Source organism: Pedobacter sp. AC190, from assembly GCF_979258025.1.
On sequence record NZ_OZ409824.1, the window covers coordinates 5231512 to 5250546 of the forward strand.

Annotated in this window: 10 protein-coding genes and 1 pseudogene; 4 read left to right on the plus strand and 7 right to left on the minus strand. The window is 39.0% G+C overall.

Annotated elements, in window-relative coordinates:
• Positions 1-39 precede the first annotated feature (39 nt).
• A pseudogene (locus ACZZZI_RS22705) lies at positions 40-1124 on the plus strand (cysteine desulfurase family protein).
• Positions 1125-1898: 774 nt separating this feature from the next.
• Here the strand turns inward: ACZZZI_RS22705 and ACZZZI_RS22710 are convergent.
• The 5 genes from ACZZZI_RS22710 to ACZZZI_RS22730 form a co-directional block, all read right to left on the minus strand.
• Positions 1899-2651, minus strand: coding sequence for a DJ-1/PfpI family protein (locus tag ACZZZI_RS22710; RefSeq protein ID WP_463491689.1), 753 nt, complete (start codon positions 2649-2651; stop codon positions 1899-1901).
• 15 nt (positions 2652-2666) lie between these two features.
• Entirely contained in the window at positions 2667-5042 is a 2376-nt protein-coding gene (locus ACZZZI_RS22715; protein WP_463491691.1) for a TonB-dependent receptor domain-containing protein, read from the minus strand.
• A gap of 193 nt (positions 5043-5235) precedes the next feature.
• Entirely contained in the window at positions 5236-5616 is a 381-nt protein-coding gene (locus ACZZZI_RS22720) for a hypothetical protein (protein WP_463491693.1), read from the minus strand.
• 2 nt (positions 5617-5618) lie between these two features.
• Complete coding sequence (locus ACZZZI_RS22725) at positions 5619-6374, minus strand: response regulator transcription factor (protein ID WP_463491695.1); 756 nt, start codon at positions 6372-6374, stop codon at positions 5619-5621.
• Positions 6371-9526, minus strand: coding sequence for a ligand-binding sensor domain-containing protein (locus ACZZZI_RS22730; RefSeq protein ID WP_463491697.1), 3156 nt, complete (start codon positions 9524-9526; stop codon positions 6371-6373). Before ACZZZI_RS22730 ends, ACZZZI_RS22725 begins: the two co-directional genes overlap by 4 nt.
• Before the next feature lie 226 nt (positions 9527-9752).
• Here ACZZZI_RS22730 and ACZZZI_RS22735 point away from each other — a divergent pair, with 226 nt between their 5' ends.
• Genes ACZZZI_RS22735 through ACZZZI_RS22745 form a run of 3 tightly spaced genes read left to right on the plus strand, consistent with a single transcriptional unit; the run spans position 9753 to position 16392 of the window.
• Positions 9753-12782 (plus strand): SusC/RagA family TonB-linked outer membrane protein, encoded by a 3030-nt coding sequence (locus tag ACZZZI_RS22735; protein WP_463491699.1) that lies wholly within the window; start codon positions 9753-9755, stop codon positions 12780-12782.
• A 44-nt stretch (positions 12783-12826) separates the two neighbouring features.
• Positions 12827-14383 carry a RagB/SusD family nutrient uptake outer membrane protein gene (locus ACZZZI_RS22740; RefSeq protein ID WP_463491701.1) on the plus strand — a complete coding sequence of 519 codons (1557 nt, stop codon included), beginning with the start codon at positions 12827-12829 and terminating at the stop codon, positions 14381-14383.
• A 17-nt stretch (positions 14384-14400) separates the two neighbouring features.
• On the plus strand, positions 14401-16392 hold the full coding sequence (locus ACZZZI_RS22745; protein ID WP_463491703.1) for a beta-L-arabinofuranosidase domain-containing protein: 1992 nt from the start codon (positions 14401-14403) through the stop codon (positions 16390-16392).
• Between the two features lie 964 nt (positions 16393-17356).
• On the opposite strand, the gene ACZZZI_RS22750 is transcribed toward ACZZZI_RS22745, so the two are convergent.
• Entirely contained in the window at positions 17357-17827 is a 471-nt protein-coding gene (locus tag ACZZZI_RS22750) for a hypothetical protein (RefSeq protein WP_463491705.1), read from the minus strand.
• Positions 17828-17843: 16 nt separating this feature from the next.
• Positions 17844-18809: a cytochrome P460 family protein gene (locus tag ACZZZI_RS22755; RefSeq protein ID WP_463491707.1), complete on the minus strand. Its 966-nt coding sequence runs from the start codon at positions 18807-18809 to the stop codon at positions 17844-17846.
• Positions 18810-19035: the final 226 nt, after the last annotated feature.

Here is a 19035-nt window from a genome sequence, read left to right on the forward strand (position 1 = left end):
GCTGCTACTACCCAAGTTGATCCGAAAGTACTTGAAACGATGATTCCTTACATAAGAGAATATTATGGAAATCCATCCGCTAGTTACGCTCTGGGCCGGGATAGCCGCGCTGCAATTGAAGCAGCGAGAAAACTGGTTGCTGAAATGCTGGGGGTTAAGGCAAGCTGTATTTATTTTACAAGCGGCGGAACTGAAAGCAATAATACTGCAATCGCAGCCTCTATTAAGGATTTAGGCTGTACCCATATTATTACCTCATCTATTGAACATCATGCCGTTCTGCATACCGTAAAACATTACGCTAAAAGCAACAAAATCAGCTACTCGTTTGTTCGGTTAAATGAATCGGGAGATGTAGACCTGGAAGATCTGGAGAGCCAACTGGCTCATTACGCTAAGAATGGCCATAAATGCCTGGTAAGCCTTATGCATGCGAACAATGAAATAGGAGTTATGCTGAAAGTTGAATCGGTTGGTGTAATTGCCCGACGTTATGGGGCAATCTTTCATTCTGATTGCGTTCAGACGATCGGTCATTACCCAATAAACTTGATTCATTTTGGTGTCCACTTCGCCTCGGCATCAGCACATAAGTTTCACGGCCCTAAAGGTACCGGGGTACTTTATGTTAGCGACGGAACGAAATTCGGCCCACTGATTCATGGAGGCGGGCAGGAGCGAAAAAAAGAGCTGGCACGGAGAATGTCCACGGAATTATAGGATTTGCAAAAGCACTTGAACTAGCTATGGATAACTTTTTATATGATCACGCTTACATCAAAGCTTTAAACAAAAGGATGAGGACAGGACTTAAGGAAACAGCAAAAGAAATTAGTTTCAATAACTCAGAAAGGTGTCTCTATACCATTTTAAGTGTCAATTTTCCAGCTGGTACCAATACAGACCTAATGTTAGCACTAATGGATAAAAAAGGGATTTATGCATCAGGCGGTAGTGCCTGCAGCAGCATTGAAGATGAAGGAAGCCATGTCATTAGCGTCTTAAATAAAAATCCTTTGGGTGCAACAATCCGTTTCTCATTCAGTAAAATGACAAGTGTGGAAGATATTGATTTCGTAATTGAATCAATAAGCGTTATTTTGGCAGGAAGGATGATGCAATAACTATTTACTAAACCCTGGGCAATAACATAATGTCACAACATGAAATATCAGTTGGTATTTGTGACCATATAAAATTAGATTAATAAAACCTATATCAATTAAAATGTATATACCCCGATTATTAGGAAATTAGATCTAAAAATCGCTTTCTGAGGATTTCTTTGAATCCTGGAGGGGTGACCACCTCGATATTACAATTTAGAATCGCGATCATTAACCTCAAGCATATAAATTCTTTGCTCATTGATTGTCAAGTCATGCATTAAAACTCAATTTACTTCATTGATGTTTGTTGTAATATGCTGGTTTGGCCAGTGAATGAGATGGTTTGGGGTTTTGGCTAGTGTTTTAGCTGTCTTAAGCAGGATCAAAGTACTAAGAACTTCTTCTTTTAATTAGAAAAATGTCTATATGATTTCAATTAACAATAAATACAATTTCGGGAAGTATTCAATTAATGAAGGTTAGATATCAACTTCTTGAGACCACTGCGGATGGTTATGGGGGCACCGATGAGAAAAACTGATCAACTTATTAGTTGCGCAAGCTACTGGAAAATTTATAAATCCCATTAAAAAACGTTTAACAAGTCTATATCCCTGGAAGGAAAACATGGACCTTGTTAAACGTTTACTGACAATTGAATGAAAACACACGACTTTACCGTTGGTAGTTTCAGGGTAGCTTTACGATACCATACGATAACGAGTTAGGTTTCAAAATTCTCTCGCTACAACCATTTCGAGGTGATGTTACCAAGTTGACTTTGTAAAGCTAATTCTGTAACAAGCCCTTACTTTTTCGGAACTTACGGTCAAATTTCATCCCACTAATTGGCTGAGGCCATTTTTCCTTTTCTTGCATTTTATACTGAATAGCATTCTCCATTATTTTTTCGACGTTTTCACCACTAAACCTCATCACAAGATGCAAGCTGGCATCTATACCTGATGTTACTCCTGAGGCGGTTACCAAGCTACCCGCATCAACAAAACGCACATCTCTTATTACTTCCGATTTAGGAAACTCTGCCTGCAAATCGTCTGCCTGAAAAAAGTGGGTAGTAACTCTACGTCCATCGAACAAACCAGCCTCACCAACAAAATAAGCAGCAGTACAGATGCTCATCATCACATCAACCTTATCCTGATATTTCTTGATAAATTTCAATAATTTTTGATCATATCGCATCGAATCCGCGAGACCTACAGTACCACCAGGAAAAATCAAGATATCAGGCTTGGGCATGTTCAATGTAGTGTAATCTGGTTTAATTTTTAATCCCCCACCTTGTGTTGCAATTATCTCTGGTTCAAATGCGATGGTATAAACTTTATATTGACCTTTCGTAATAGCTCCAGCCTTAGTGAACACATCTAAGGGGCCATTAAGATCTCCTAAACCGACACCAGGATAGATGAAGATGGCCACATTCAATGTTTTTGTTGGCGCCGTAATTGCTATCATTTGCGAATGAGCAAAACCAAATAGCAGCAGTAGTGATGTAAAAATTGTTATTGTTTTCATGTTTTTTATTTAATGTTAAAATGTAAAATTAAAGTTTGCATTGATTCTGCGTAATGGGCTAGGCGTGATAGTTCCAAAGCCTCCCACATAAAACTCTTTGTTGGTAAGGTTATCAATATTTACCCCAAGTCGGTAATGTTGACGTTCAAAGAATACGCCCGCATTTAAAATAGTGTAGGATTGGAGGTAGAACTGCCCGGAGTTAGTCGAATTGATAATGAGGTTCTTTGAATTGTAATTTCCACCGAACCCCAATCCTACCCCACGTAATTTTGAAGCACCCAGCCTGTAACTAGCATAAAAATTTAATGATCTGTCCGGACCGGCATTTACCGGCCTGAGATTATTTACCGATATGTCAGCAGAAGTTAATTTGCTGTTGTTGTATGCAAAGCCTGCACTGAGCAACAAACCGGTCATCGGCCGAGAAAATAAGTCTATATCCATTCCTTCACTATACTGAGTGCCTTCCTGCAGAATATAATTTTGCCTTACTGGGTCTGACCTCAACGTATTCTGGACTTTAATATAATAGTAACTTAAGGTCGCACTTAATAAATCGCTTGCAAGTTCTGTTTTTACACCAGCCTCTAATTGGTTCGCATACTGGGGTTTGAAACTGGACACCGTACCGTCCGGCTGGGTGGTGGGCGCAACATTCTGGAATCCATTAGTATAATTTCCAAAAAACGAAATCCGGTCTTTGATTATTTGATAAACCAATCCTAGTTTTGGCGAAAATGCAGTTTGATTAAATGCCCCTGAAGTAACACCGGTATTAATGTTTTTATTCCCCTCATTTTTGAAGTAGTCAAACCTTAGACTCAGCATAGTAGACAGTCGACTTGTGATGTCGATCACATCTGAAACATATACGGAATATGTACTGGAAGTTGATTTCATATAGCTTGGAGTAAAACCGCTAAGCTTGCTATTAATAGAAGACGGGCTAATCATTTCGTAATTGACCGTGGGGTGCTTGATATCAAGGGTATCAAACGATTTCCGGCCTGCCCTTCCATTAAGCGCATTCGAAGAAAATGATGAGGTGTTCCGATAGAATTCCACACCAGCTACCAGCCGGTTTCTCCATCCTCCGATTCTAAAATCACCAATGAAATTTTGTTGGATTTGACTGATTGTGAATGAACTTGTTGGATATTGGGTTACATTTCGTACTAAAGAACTGTCGCCTTTTAATAAATTAAATGTGAGATAATTGCCAGTATTCTGTGTTCTGGTTCTAATCAAGTTTGTCCGTGATTTCCAACGATCTGAAAGATTGTAGTTTACCTGTGAATAAAAGTTTTGAGTAGGGTTTTTTATGGTTATACTATTATTGCTATACGAGCGCCTGTATGCCAGGGGTAGTTCGCTGGGATTTTTAGCGCCTTTTCCATTTGGACCAGGTCCTGAAGGAGTTATTTGTGGTAAGGAGGTGCCTTCCCTAGCGAAGAGTTCTGCGTCAAGTGAAAAACTCAATCTGGGACTAGCCTTATAAAACAAGCTTGGTGCGATGAAGGTACTTCTAATGAAACCTGAATCCTGGAAACTGCCTTCATGATGCTGTGCAACGTTAATCCGCACTAGAACCGAGTGGTCTTTAGTTAATGGCATATTAATATCAGCAGTGAATCGATGTAGTTTATAGGCTCCTCCTTGATATCCTACTTCAACTTTAGTGCTATCGGCAGGCTTTTTAGTTATCCTATTTAATAGCCCCCCAAAGGAGACAAGCGCACTACCAAAGAGCGATCCCGATGGTCCCTTCACAGCCTCGAACGCTTCAATATTGGCTATATCCAAATCAGCTGTCACAAAACCGCTTAATCCGTTTCTAACATAATTTCGAGTATTGAAACCTCTGCTTGTATAAGATGCCGAAACGGAAGACCAACCTTTAACAATTCCAGGAATGTTTTTAATGATACCGCCCAAATCCGTAACCCCCTGTTCAATGAGTGATTGCCGTGGAACCAGACTGATAAACTGCGGATTTTCAAGGTTCTTCAATGATAGCCTGGAAGTGTAATTACTTGCCTCATCTCTTGCTGTATTTCTATGGGCTTCCACAGATACTTCTTTGAGCTCGTTGAATAAATGGGTAAGTTCTAACTTTATGATCAGGCTGTCATTGTTGAGTACAAGAATATTTTTTTTGATCACCTGATATCCTACCCCGGAGGCAGTCAAAGTGTATCTTCCTGGCTCCACATTTTGTAGTCTAAAATTTCCAGCCTCATCGGTCTTCGATATGGCTTTACTCGGGTGAAGTTTTATAGTAATGTCGCTTACACCCTCCCCATTAGCTAAGGCAACATTACCTTCAATGCTTTGTGCTTTTGCATTCAAGCTTGTGGCAAGGAATGCAAACAAGTATATAAATTTCATTGTGGACTAGTAATTATAAGCATGAACAATTCAAATTGAACTGCTGAAGAAGGATCAAAGTGAATCAAAAACGATAATCTCTTCTAATACTAAGCGGGAAAGCGTAATGGGAAAAGGAATTAAAGGACATAGAAGTTCCTATCCGCTCATTAAGCAGGCCAAATAGCATTACAACAGATTTTATGGTTACCCTCTAAACTTTAGGCGGTTTAAATATTCCCTCCAGGTGAGGGTGACCGGGTTTTAAACAATAATGTGGAATCTCGCTTGGCATCATCGTAAAAAATCTTTTAAATTCAAGTTCGCTATATGCAATTTTGTCACAGAAAGACATTTGTACCAATTGAAGTTTAATCGCTGTAGAATTATTGTCTCTCCCCTCTTCTAAATGTTTAATATTTTTCCTCAGATAACACTTCCCATTGCAATGCATCCATGGTCTAATTTGGTTTTCACAAAGCTTTGAAGTGATGTATTCTCGGTTAATTTGAAATCCAACATGGATAGCAATTCGGGAAAAATCTGCAGTAAAAACCCCCAATAGAAACAGGTAAATGATCATTTGTCTTAACATGATTAAAGACGCTTTAAAAAGGTAGTTGGAGACATTTTAAATTGCTTTAGAAATGTCCTACTAAAATGATTCGGAGAGCTGAAGCCAGTTATATTAGAAACCTCAGAAATCCTGTATGATCCCTCGGAAAGTAGTTCTGCTGCCTTTTTTAACCTTGCGACAGTAATAATCTCGGCGAGCGATAGGTCAGATATTAGACGGATTTTTCTGTAAAGGGTTGGTCGGGAGACGTTTAGTAACGAAGCAACATCCTCACCATCGAGCTTAGGTTTATCTAGGTTGTTTAAAATTACCTGGTTAAGCCTCTCCAGAAATAATTCATCTTCCCTATTATTAGCTAATGATTTAATATGTGCTAGTGGAGATTGCGCGTAGTAAGACTTAATAATGCCCCTGTTATCTAGAAGATTTTGAATTTGTGCCTTGAGATATCTAGGAGAATATGGTTTCTCAATGTATGCATCAGCTCCTATTTCAAGTCCCTCAATCTTGGATGATAGTGAATCCTTTGCAGTCAGTAGAATTATGGGGATATGACTCCATTTTTTTTCCACTTTAATTTTCCTGCAGAGTACAAAGCCATCCATTATCGGCATCATCACGTCACTAATAATCAAATTTACTGGATTTTCGCCCAGCAATTCTTCAACTAGCATTGGATTAGTGGTTTTAATGATGTCATAATCTTTTAAAAGAGAGTCTTCTATAAATTCCAATATCTCAGCATTATCATCAACAAGCAATATCAAAGGCTTCATAATTTCTTGTTTCTTAAGTTTAATTTAAACTCTATACTTTGATGGATAGGCAGTAAGAGTATGAAAGTATTTAATTCATTCGAATCTGAGGACAAAATTAGAGAGCCGCCATGAAGTTCAGCCAATGAGCGGGCTAATGATAACCCAATTCCTGATCCGGATTTCTGTTGAGTTTCAGAAATTCTATAAAAACTCTCAAAGATTTTATCTTTTAATGAAACAGGAATTATAAACCCATCATTAATCACTTTTACACACAGATCACTTCGATTTTCTTCCATAATAAGTTTCACCTCGACGTATTTCTCGCCATATTTCACTGCATTTCCAATCAAATTGTTCATGATTTTGGTAAATGCCTCAACGTCAATAAATGCCGAGATACGTTTCGTATTTATGTCAGCGACAAGAAGGAGTTTTTTTTCCGCTATCAATACGCTATAAGCGTTTATGATTTTCATTAAAAGTTTGCCAACATCAGTTTGAACGTAACTCAAGCTTAAACCACTATCTTCTATTTTTCTAAAATCTAGCAATTGATTTGTCAGAGATAGAAGTCGCTCTGTGTTGCGCTCTATATTTCTAAGGTATTTTCTCACGCTTGGAAGTTCTCCTACCTCATCTATCACGTTTTCCAAAGGCCCTTTAATTAATGTCAAGGGCGTACGTATCTCATGGGCTACATTGGTAAAAAACTGGATTTTTGCGTTGTAAATTTCCTTTTCTCTTGCTACTTCGATATGCTCAATTCGTCGTCTGTCTTTTAGTTTTACCCTCCGTTGATACCCTGAGATAGCGAGGTAAACAAAACCAATAATTGAACACAGGTATATGAATAGGGCCGTATTGCTTAAGTAGAGTGGTTTGTTAATAATCAATACAAGCTTTCGTTCAATTTTTGAGTGATGGCTATCCTGCAGCAATTTGACGAGAAAAATGTACGTCCCTGAAGATAATTTTGTGAAATAAACCCTTCTGTTATTTTTCAGTACTGTCCAACTTTTATCCATTCCGCTCATTAGATATGCATACTCGGTTACTTGAGGTGCGATATAGGTTAAAGCGGCGAATCCAATGCTAAAGGAGGACTGATCGTGATTGAGAGTGATCGTATCCGTACTAGTTATTGATTTGGAAAGGATTTCGCCATCATTCATCAATTCCTTATTATCCAACTGAAAACTTGTGATGAAGATTTTGGGAATAGTGGGATTTGGCTTTAGTGAAAGCGGGTCGAAGCTTATCATGCCTCCAACGCTCCCGAAGTAAAATTTACCATTATCGTTCAATGCAGAGTTGTAGTTGAATTGATCAGTCAGAAGACCATGGGCCCTGGTAAATACCTCAAGTTGTCCTATTTTAGGCTTATAACATACTAATCCTTTTGAGGTGGTGATCCAGAGGTTTTGCAACGTATCTTCCAGCACTTTAAGAACTAAATTACTTGGCAAACCAGCATCTGTAGTTAAAGTGGTAAATCTTCGACTGGATGGTTCAAACTTGCTCAAGCCACCATTTTCTGTACCAAACCAAAACTGCTTTTGACTATCTTGAAATATCGAAGAGACCATATTGCTGCTCAGACTATTTTGATTATTAGTATTATGCCTAAAATTACCCCATTCCTCATTAGAAGGGTTGTAGTGAAAGGCTCCGGCTCCAATTGTACCAATCCACAATATTCCTTTGTCGTCTTCGATTAAAGAAGACACATACAAATCGGTTGGCAGCTTCGAAATTTTAATGAAACGCTTAGGTTTAGGGTCATACTTATATAGGCCTCGACTTGTCCCGATGTAAATTACTTTGCGTCTAGTGCTATATATACTGGTGATAAAATTGCTTTCAAGGCCACAATTTGGATCTTTTGCGCTATAATGCCTAATGACCTTACCTGAAGAGATATCTAAAATATCTAAGCCACGCTGAAAAGTTCCAATCCATAGTTCTTTTTCAACTGCTAAAAGCCCATGAATATTATTGGACGAAATCCCATCATTTCGCCCTGTGCTTTTGAAAAAAGTTATTTTACCGCTTCTTTTATTAATTTTGTTTAAACCTGCATCTTCTGTACCGACCCAAATATTACCATACCCATCACTACAGATTTCCCTAACACCATTTCCAGAGATTGCATTTTGTGAGGCATTCGCAAAAAACTTTTTAAATCTGGAATGTTGAGGATGAAAATAGTTGACACCGCCGAAATACGTGGTCGCCCAAATCCCGCCCTCTCTATCCTTGAACAGGGAATATACTGCGTTATCGGACAACGAAAACGGATCGGCATAATTTCGCGTTAAATGCTCAAGTTTATTATTCAAGTAATCGAACAGAAAAATCCCATTTTCTGTCGCGACCCAGTATCTGTTTTGTGCATATTCAATCATATCGCGAACATAAGCTGGGGGGGCATTATGTAATGGTGGGATAACATGGTTGGACACATTATTTTCTGGATCAAAAGTAATTAACCCTGATGTTGACCCAATAAATACTAAGCTATGGAAAGAAAATATCTTAACAATTCTATTTAACTTGTCTTTAACAAAAGGGTTTCCAAGATTAATGCAACGCGGCTTTTTTGTTCGGCGATCAATCCTGAAGAGGTATCCATCTACTGTGCACGCCCACACTGTATCTTCAGTTATCGTGAAGGATGCAACTTGCCCTCCAGTCCTCAATTTAAATTTTGATAAAAAATTATTTTTTTCATCATAGCTGGATAGTTCCCCATTAATTAATACCCACAAGTTGCCCTCCTCATCCACCTTTAGTTGTTCAATTTCTTTGTTGGGAATACCCCTAACTGCTGTAAAGATTTCCTTTTGCTCATCAAACTTATAAATTCCATTCTGTGTCCCGACCCACAGGAACCCGTTGGCTGCTTTTTCCAATTGCAGAACAAAACCTCTCAAGGCATCTGGAAATCGTGCGTCATTATAAGATTTGAATGAATTTCCGTCGAATCGATTTAGCCCTTCTTTTGTTCCAAACCACATAAATCCTCTATGATCTTGGAGGGCGGTAAATACGGTATTGTTACTAAGACCATCCTCTACTCGATAGTGTTTGAAATATATAGGCTGGCCAAATGAATCGGAGGTTCCGAACAACAAGATGTACAAGGTCAGGGCTAATAGTTTTTTCAATACTTATTCTTTATCCAAAAATACTATTTCATTACTCATCTTTTCCATCGGTTGATCTGGAAAATTCAGTTTGAAACAAATTGAATAGCATTTGATACGCTATGTTAAGGCTTTGTTTCATCGTAAGCGTTCCTTTGCATAGATAACCACGGTAATGCCCTAGTCTATAGTGGTGTTAAGCAGGTATTCTAAGAAACTAATCAAATATAAATCAAACTTCATTAAAATGAAACCAAATTTGCAAACGCTTTGGAGGTGGCACCTGTTAAGGCGTACCCTCGCACAGGTAATTTTCTACAATCTAATCTTTGTATTCACTGCTTCAGCCAGTTTCAAAAATACTAAGACCATTTATTCAAGTATCCTACAATCAACAGTGAGCGGTACGGTGGTTGATGAATCCGGAATTGGTATTCCAGGCGTGAGTGTTAAAGTGAAGAGCAAAACCGCAGGTACAATTACCGATGAGCAGGGTAAATACGTTATCACGTTGCAACAGGAAGATCGAATTTTGGTATTTAGTTCAATTGGGTACAACACTCAAGAGATCACAATCAATTCAACTACCACTGTAAATGTGCGACTTTCAGCAATTTCAAATTCTTTAAATGAAGTTGCAGTTATCGGCTATGGCACGCAAAAACGTGAGCGAGTAACCAGCGCAGTTGCTACGGTCAAATCCGATAATTTTGTTAAGGGAGCAGTTAGAGATGCGGGTCAGCTGATCCGAGGAAAAGTAGCTGGCTTGAGTGTCAACACATCAGATGGGAATCCTACTGGGAGTTCACAAATCAGTCTCCGGGGAATCACCTCAATCCTCTCGGGCAGAGAACCACTGGTGTTAATTGACGGTGTACCTGGAACACTGACAACAGTAGCTCCAGAAGATATAGAATCTGTTGACGTATTAAAGGACGGTTCAGCCGCCGCTATTTATGGAACTAGGGGAACAAATGGGGTTATTCTGATCACGACCAGAAAAGTCAATGGGGAATTACCGCCCTCCATAGATGTAAATAGTTACATATCGACGCAGCGCATAACAAAAAGGCTGAATTTCATGACCGCTGAGGAGTATCGCGTCTTAGTGGCTCAAGGTAAGCCAGGAGCAGCTGACTACGGCGCGAATACAAACTGGCTTGATGAAATCATTCGAGATCCGATTTCCCAGGTCTACAATGTTAGTGTAAAAGGAGGCACAAAAAACACCAATTATATCGCCAATGTCAACTATCGGAGGCAAGAGGGTTTAATTAGAAAATCGGACAATAATATTTTGTATCCCAGGCTTGAGATCAACCACAATATGTTTGAGGGAAAACTAAAGCTGAATGTAAATCTAAACGGATATCAGCAACAGTATTTCTCGGGTGGCGATGGAAGCAGCTACCGGGCTGACGTGTATCGAAACGCCCTAATCTTTAATCCCACTGATCCAGTTAGAGATGCGCAAGGGATCTATGTGGAACGAACAGACAAGACTGATTACGCCAATCCAGTATCTTTATTGGAAGAAACTGACGGGTTGATTCAGAACAGCAATTTTAGAAGCTTGGCTTCCATTACGTACATGCCCATTGACAATCTAAAGATCATGCTTTTAGGCTCTAGGGATCTTTTTAACAGTGCTCGTGGATTTTATGAGTCCAAGCAGCACATCTCAACTCGAAGAGATAGAAAGAATGGTTATGCATCAAGAGGAACTACACGATCGGTAGAAGATCTGGCAGAACTTACTGTAAATTATACTAAGACGTTTTTGAAACATGATCTCACCGGACTGGCAGGTTATAGTTGGAGACAAAACAATTATCAAGACTACTGGTCGCAGAATTGGGATTTTCCAGCCGATGATTTCTCTTATAATAACTTGGGGTCAGGGCTTGCGCTTAAGCGTGGTGAAGCCGAAATCAATTCTTATCAGAGTCAAAACAAACTTGTCGGCTACTTTTTTAGGTTAAATTACAGTTTTGATAATAAATATTTATTGATGGCTAGCATCAGGCGAGAAGGCTCTTCCAAATTCGGAGCCAACTACAAATATGGCAGTTTCCCTGCCGTATCCGCGGGGTGGAATATAAAGAATGAACAATTTTTAACGGATAATAAAACAATTAGCTCCTTAAAGATAAGAGGAGGATACGGGGTTACAGGTACGGAGCCACTAGATCCATACATGTCTCTTGACCGGCTGAACTTCAACACCCAAGTTCTTGTAAATGGCCAATGGGTTCAGGCAATCAACCCCTCAACAAATGCTAATCCAAATTTGAGGTGGGAAAGGAAACTTGAAACAAATGTAGGGGTGGACGTAGGCTTTTTCAATAACAGAATCACCGCCGTAGTCGATTTATACCAGCGTACTACAAAAGATCTTTTACTAGATTATACAGTCCCTACCCCCCCGTATTTGTACAACACCATCCGAGCAAACGCCGCTTCCATGGAAAACAAGGGAATTGAGATACAGCTGAATGCACTCGCTATCAATGACAAAAACTTAAAATGGACTACAACTCTTAATTACTCTACCAATCGTAATAAGTTGGTTTCGCTTTCTGATGAAAGTTTCCAACTTGCTAGTGGTTTTTTTGACACCGGAGACACGGGCTCTCCAATTCAGCAGTCAATAAGTAGGGTACAAATTGGTCAGCCGATTGGAAATTTCTGGGGATACAAATCTATCGATATTGATGCATCTGGCCATTGGATCATTGAGGGAAAGGACGGGAAACCAAAACCAATTGCTCAGCAACAGGCAGACGATAAGCAAATAATCGGCAATGGGTTACCCAAACATTTCCTGAGCTGGAACAATTCATTTGTGTACAAAAATTTCGATTTAAACATTGTCATGAGAGGAGCTTTCGGATTTCAAATCCTTAACTCCCCGAGAATGTTTTATGAATCTCCAGTAATGTTAACAAGAGGAAATCTTTTAAATACTGCTTACGACAACGTTTATGGAAAGCGTCCTTTGGCAGATGATCAATCCTTAAATTATGTAAGTTACTATATTGAGGATGGTGATTACTGGAAAATAGATAATCTTACGCTAGGTTATAATTTCAAACTCCGAAATACGCCGATTAAGAACTTTAGAATATATGCCTCAGGATCCAACCTGTTTACTTTCACTAAATATAAGGGAATAGATCCTGAGGTAAGCATCGCTGGGCTAACACCTGGCCTTGATGATAGGGACCGATATCCGGCAACTTCTACTTACTCCATCGGTGCAATGTTCAACTTTTAACTTTCAATATGAAAACAACAATTAAAAAATTTTCCCTCTTGGGTTTGATTGGCTTATGTCTTTCGTGCAATAATGATCTCGATGAGATTGTATATTCTGATGTTACGCAAAACACTTACGATTACAAAAATGCCTATCAAGCGATGGGTATCGTTTATGCGAACATGCGTGGTATGTTTAACCATACAAACTATTTCATGATGCAGGAAACTACTTCTGATGAACTGGTAATGCCAGCGAACGGGTCAGGTTGGGATGATGGAGGAATCTTCAAACGTATGCATACACACAGTTGGAATTCGGAAAATCCTCAATTAGCCAACTTATGGAATGGGCTTTACCGTGGTGTTATTAATTCAAACCGGGTTATTGAACAGCTGGAGAGCGGTATTATCCCTATTCCAGTAGGTATTCCAAAGGTGCAGCTGATTGCAGAGATGAAAACGACAAGAGCATTTTACTATTGGCTTATTTGTGATAATTATGGTGATGCGCCGTTGGTAACGACAACATCGACTGAATTACCTACCAAAACAGCAAGAAAGGAAATCTACAATTTTATTGTTAGCGAGCTAAACATCTCTATCCCACTTTTGAGTGAGGATAATAATAAACTCATGTATGGTCGTTTCAATAGATGGGGCGCAAAAGCGCTTTTGGCTAATGTTTATTTAAACGCAGGGGTTTATACCGGACAATCAAAATGGAATGAATGTCTAAAGGAAACTGATGATATAATTAATTCTGGAAAATACAATTTAGAAGCGGATTATAGAAAAGTTTTTGCTACGCAGAACGAAAATTCCCGTGAGATTATTTTCGCAATACCTTTCGATGAGGTTGTAGGTAGCGGTTTTTATCCCGAAATGTTCTCTTGGCATGGAGCGTTGAAAGATAAAGTTTTATTGCAAGCTTCTCCTTGGGGTTCTGGCTCAGCCATGGGCGTTCCACAATTTATCGATACATACGATCAAGAGGATAAACGACTCGCTGATACCTGGCTCATGGGCCCTCAGTTTGCGGCAGATGGCGTCACTGCACTTAAAGGATCTTATGACCAGTCAGGGAAAGCATTGGTATTTACAAAGGACCTTCCTGATGGTTTGTTTACTGGTGAAAGCCAAGGATACAGAATGAACAAATACGAAGTTCGTACGGGAAGCCGCTACGATTTGGGAAACGATTTCCCTTTTTTTAGGTATGCCCAAATTTTGATGATGAAAGCGGAGTGCCAGTTAAGATTGGGGAATTCGACGGAAGCCGCTAGATTGGTTTCACAGGTTAGGTCAAGAAGTTTTACTAACGCGTCAAAGGCGGTCGTGTCGGGAAGTGAGCTTATAGCTGACACAAAATACTTATATGGTGTTGTGGAGAACTACGTTAAAACTAGTGCTGGAGATACCCAGCCAGTCATTTTTGGACGCCTGCATGATGAACTGGGATGGGAATTCGCTTGGGAAGGGCATCGGAGAAGGGATAATATCCGCTTTGGAGTATTCACAAAAAAGAGTTGGCTTTCCCACAAACCAAATGGAGAGAACCGATCGGTGTTTTTAATCCCTCAGTCGGCTGTCAATTCAAATCCAAAGCTTAGTAACTAAACTTACAAAAATATAATATGAAATTTTATTCCGCGTTTATCACCTTAGTTTGTTTGCAGATAATGGGTGTCTATGGCCAGCGTACCATAGAGCAGAATCCGTACCAGGAACTACCCCTTGGTTCAATAAAACCTAAGGGATGGCTGAAAGAAATGCTTGTACGTCAAAAAGAGGGCTCAACAGGAAAGCTTGATGAGCTCTACCCTACAGTGATGGGCAATAGAAATGGATGGCTTGGCGGTGACGGCGACCAATGGGAAAGGGGGCCTTATTGGCTCGATGGACTACTACCACTCGCGTATATTCTAGATGACGCAGCCCTTATATCTAAAACTAAGCCCTGGATTGAATGGGCAATCAAGAGCCAGCGCGCAGACGGTTATTTTGGACCTTGGAAGGATTATGGCCCCGAGAATGGCCTACAAAGAGATAACAGTAGAGATTGGTGGCCAAAAATGGTAATGTTAAAAGTTTTAAAACAATACTATTCAGCTACAAAAGACCAGCGAGTGATTAAACTGATGACGAACTACTTTAAATATCAGTTGAAAGAGCTCCCTAGTAAACCTTTGGATAATTGGACATTTTGGGCTAAATACCGAGGAGGCGACAATTTGATGTTAGTTTACTGGTTGCATGGTATAACCAAAGATTCATTTTTGCTGGAACTTGGCGAACTCATTCATAAGCAAACCTTTGACTATACGAATGCATTTGCAAATACAGATTTTTTATCAACAAAAGCGAGCATCCACTGTGTAAACCTTGCCCAAGGATTTAAAGAGCCTATTATCTACTATCAACATCATCGTGAGGATAAATTCTTGGAGGCAACCAAAAAGGGCTTGGATGATCTAATCAAATACAACGGGCTGTCGCATGGTCTATATGGCGGTGATGAAGCTTTGCATGGCAATAATCCTACCCAAGGTTCGGAGCTGTGTACTGCGGTTGAGATGATGTTTTCCTTGGAGAGCATGCTGGAGATTACAGGCGACATGCGGTATGCGGATCAGCTTGAAAAAATCTCATTCAACGCATTACCTGCACAGGTCTCGGATGATTATATGACTCATCAGTACTTCCAACAGGCCAATCAAGTTCTAGCGACGCGCAAAACCAGGAACTTCGAAGTTAACCACCATGGAACTGATCTCTGTTATGGTGTTCTGACAGGATTTCCTTGTTGCACCTCGAACATGCATCAAGGATGGCCGAAATTTACTCAAAATCTTTTCTACTCTACCAAGGACCGTGGTGTTGCTGCGCTGGTCTATTCGCCAAGTGAAGTGAAACTCAGCGTGGGAAATGGAACAATGTTAACTATTATTGAAGAGACGGGTTATCCATTCAACGAAGATGTTAAGTTCACCCTTAAAATGGATTCCAGTCGCAGTTCAAAATTTCCGTTTCACTTGCGCGTACCCAGTTGGTGTAAACAAGCTGAAATCAAAATAAATGGTGAAGTTGTAGCTTTTGATGCTGTGGGTGCTACCATAAAACTAGATAGGCTATGGAAAACTGGGGACGTGGTAGAATTAAACTTACCGATGCATGTCTTTAAAAACACATGGCAGGAAAACTCGGTTTCTGTTGAAAGGGGACCATTAGTGTATGGTCTGAAAATGGGCGAAGACAGGGTTTATGTAAAAAATGAAAAGGATCCAGAAGAATACGGTTCGGGATACTTCGAGGTGAAAGCTACAACTCCTTGGAATTATGGATTGTTAGATGTGGAAAGCAAAAAAATATCTGAACACTTCGTGGTGGAGAAATCCAAAACACAATTTCCCGATTATCCATGGAATCAACAGAATGCTCCGATTAAGATCAAGACTAAAGCAAGGCGTATCCCGTTATGGCAAACCTATAACGACATGGCAGGCCCACTTCCGTTTAGCACAATCTTTCAGTTGGAAACGAGCGAGTCAACTGAAGACATCACGCTTATCCCTTATGGATGCACAGAGTTAAGGATTTCTCAATTTCCAGTTATCAGAAAAGAATAAATGGTGCCCTCCTGATCGACTTTATATATCAATCTCTTAGCAGCATTCGATAGTCAGTAGTAGTTGATGTATTAATTTACTACAAAAACTACTACTGATCATTGATATAATATTTTACTCAATAATTTCTCCTCAAAAAAGGAAGGCTCTCGTTCGATTGCGTTTCTATAAATGGCTGCAGGGGAAAACCTTGAAAAATACCGTTCAATTGTATTCAATCTCATCTGTGATCTATATTTTGGAGCATCTCCTGATCCCTAAAATATAGCTTTAACTACATGAACAGAGGTTAACGGGAGATTTGGCGGAGAAGCAATGCTTGTATGTCCAAAAAGTAACTGATCCTAGTTCTTCACACAAATAACCTAAACTGTTGAGGGATCTCATGATATCTGTACTTTCAAAATTTGAACCTTCTATCCTTAATATATTGTCAACATCATCAAGATCAAAATTAATTTTTAAGCTAGGATGATCTTCGTGTAAGATAAGTACAATATAATCAGCTAGTTTCTGATTGTCCACCTCAGTTCTAAAAATTGACACTGTTTTCATTGATTGAATCACTTTCGTGTTGAACATAATAAAATATTTGATGCCTCAGTTTTGTTATCTTTAAGTTGAAATCGGACTTGAATCTTGAATTAAAAAGATGATTATTTCGCTGGCATTAGGAAGAAGAAAGATGTATCGGTTAACCATCAGCATATTATTTTCTCATCTTATTTTTCGCATTCAGGGGCATAAGTTACATTCATATATTAAGTTAAAGCCCAAACAGAAGTCAACGTTCTTCAGTAGTACAGATATGCAGGTGACCGCCGCACTTGCTCATATCAGCTGAAAATACTGACGTATAGTCATTAGTTAGAGTCTATCTAATAAGAAATGAGATCATAAAATTCGAGCCTTGCCCAGCATAAAGTCTTGAATGCGGGATACCTAAATACACTATAAAAATTTACTAGGGTGATACGGAAATCTTTTGTGACGAAATAAACATTAACCTCCCAGCCGAGTCCTCACTTGACTTTTGGATTTCCATTTTACTTCCGCTGTAAAGTGAATAGCTTGGTTTTGAATTCTGCTCAAAAGAAACTTTTTCAACAGATATTATTTCTCCTGGAATTTTTCCACCAAACCATACTGGGTCTGGAATTTGGCGCCAAGTAACATGATAAAGCACTGAACCGGAAGGAAAATCACTACCACTATGGCTATTACGATAATTCAAAGCTAAGTCATTCCCATATAAAGTACTCATCGTATTTTTACCAGGGAACACAGAAGATGTCAGTGGATGAAGTAATAATGGATTTTCTTTGAGGCTTGTCAGGTTTGATATTGACGCCTGATCATTCAAATTATCGCCAGCGCATCCAACAAAAGCAGCAATGAATATCAATGATCCGTATTTCAAAAATATTTTTTTCATTTTAAGTCAGTTTTATCTATTTTAAATTTAGAGGAATCGTAAATACATTATCATTACTGCGAACTGGATTGTGACATGAAATACATTCAGCGGCAAAATTTACATTTTTGCCATAGGGCAATAGGCCCTCTCCTTTCCATCTGGCCCAGCCCCAGCCTTGAGTTTTCGCGTATTTTTTTGAATCCTTTATCATATATTCAACATGTACAAATTTCCCTGGAGACACATTTCCATCAGCTGCAAGTTCCTGTTGCCATGCCGCTTTTGCGAGTATACTTCCATCAGGGAATGGATTAATTTTTTTCGCTTTTATTGCCTCAACCGCTGTTTCATTCGCAAAAATAATTCGCAGTGTACCATTGTCAAACCGATCAGTCGTACTAATTGCTTTCCATTTTCTATAATCTGGAATATAATTAATTCCATTAAGGGCTGGTTTTACCCATTCATAATTCCTTATAACGGATTCATCATTTAGTAGTTTATTGTATTGAATTTCTGCAACTTTCAATTGAGCACTATCTGATTTTTTCCTTTTAGATGTTGAAATCAGATAAGATGAAATCATTTCTATTTGCTCACCACTTATCCTGGATGCTGGATGGGCTAAGGTGTAGGTGGCCAGCGGCATCTCGCCCGAGCGAATTTTGTTAAGAGAATAATACAATAATGCCTTTTGTTTAGCAGGGGGAAAAGTGTTCCATTCTGAAAAATTTAACAGATCAGTACCTTTTTTAATATGAGAAGCTACGAAAAAGTTAATCGGTGTGATCTTATCAAACCATGCAAGTTCGGTACTAGAGGAATGACAATTGAAACAAGATTTTTCAAGAATTGCACTCACTTTTTCGGGTACTCCTGTAAGTTTGGCTGTTTCTTTGCGATCCTCTAATTTCCCAAATAATTCAGGCTTCAGAAATTGTACAAGTACAACAAATGTTATAATTGCAAATAAAATAATTGTTTTTTTTCTCTTTTTCATTTTTTCGGAAAATTGAATACAAATCAAAAATAGGTAGCTATATAAAAAAAAAACACTAAAATGCGGTGAAAGGGCCGTTTTTACCTTTAAAGCAGAATGAATTTGATTTAAATTGTTTTTTTCAGGTCCTGAAAATGTAAATCAATGGGACTATTGCTTATACATTTTCTATTGAGTACAAAATAACTCCACTCTTGGGATCTCTTTTTGAGCGGTCTGGAAACAA

Excerpts from the sequence above, each read along its gene's own strand:
- ACZZZI_RS22710 (WP_463491689.1), bottom strand. The coding sequence starts at position 2,651 with ATGAAAACAATAACAATTTTTACATCACTACTGCTGCTATTTGGTTTT.
- ACZZZI_RS22715 (WP_463491691.1), bottom strand. The coding sequence starts at position 5,042 with ATGAAATTTATATACTTGTTTGCATTCCTTGCCACAAGCTTGAATGCA.
- ACZZZI_RS22720 (WP_463491693.1), bottom strand. The coding sequence starts at position 5,616 with ATGTTAAGACAAATGATCATTTACCTGTTTCTATTGGGGGTTTTTACT.
- ACZZZI_RS22725 (WP_463491695.1), bottom strand. The coding sequence starts at position 6,374 with ATGAAGCCTTTGATATTGCTTGTTGATGATAATGCTGAGATATTGGAA.
- ACZZZI_RS22735 (WP_463491699.1), top strand. The coding sequence starts at position 9,753 with ATGAAACCAAATTTGCAAACGCTTTGGAGGTGGCACCTGTTAAGGCGT.
- ACZZZI_RS22745 (WP_463491703.1), top strand. The coding sequence starts at position 14,401 with ATGAAATTTTATTCCGCGTTTATCACCTTAGTTTGTTTGCAGATAATG.
- ACZZZI_RS22750 (WP_463491705.1), bottom strand. The coding sequence starts at position 17,827 with ATGAAAAAAATATTTTTGAAATACGGATCATTGATATTCATTGCTGCT.
- ACZZZI_RS22755 (WP_463491707.1), bottom strand. The coding sequence starts at position 18,809 with ATGAAAAAGAGAAAAAAAACAATTATTTTATTTGCAATTATAACATTT.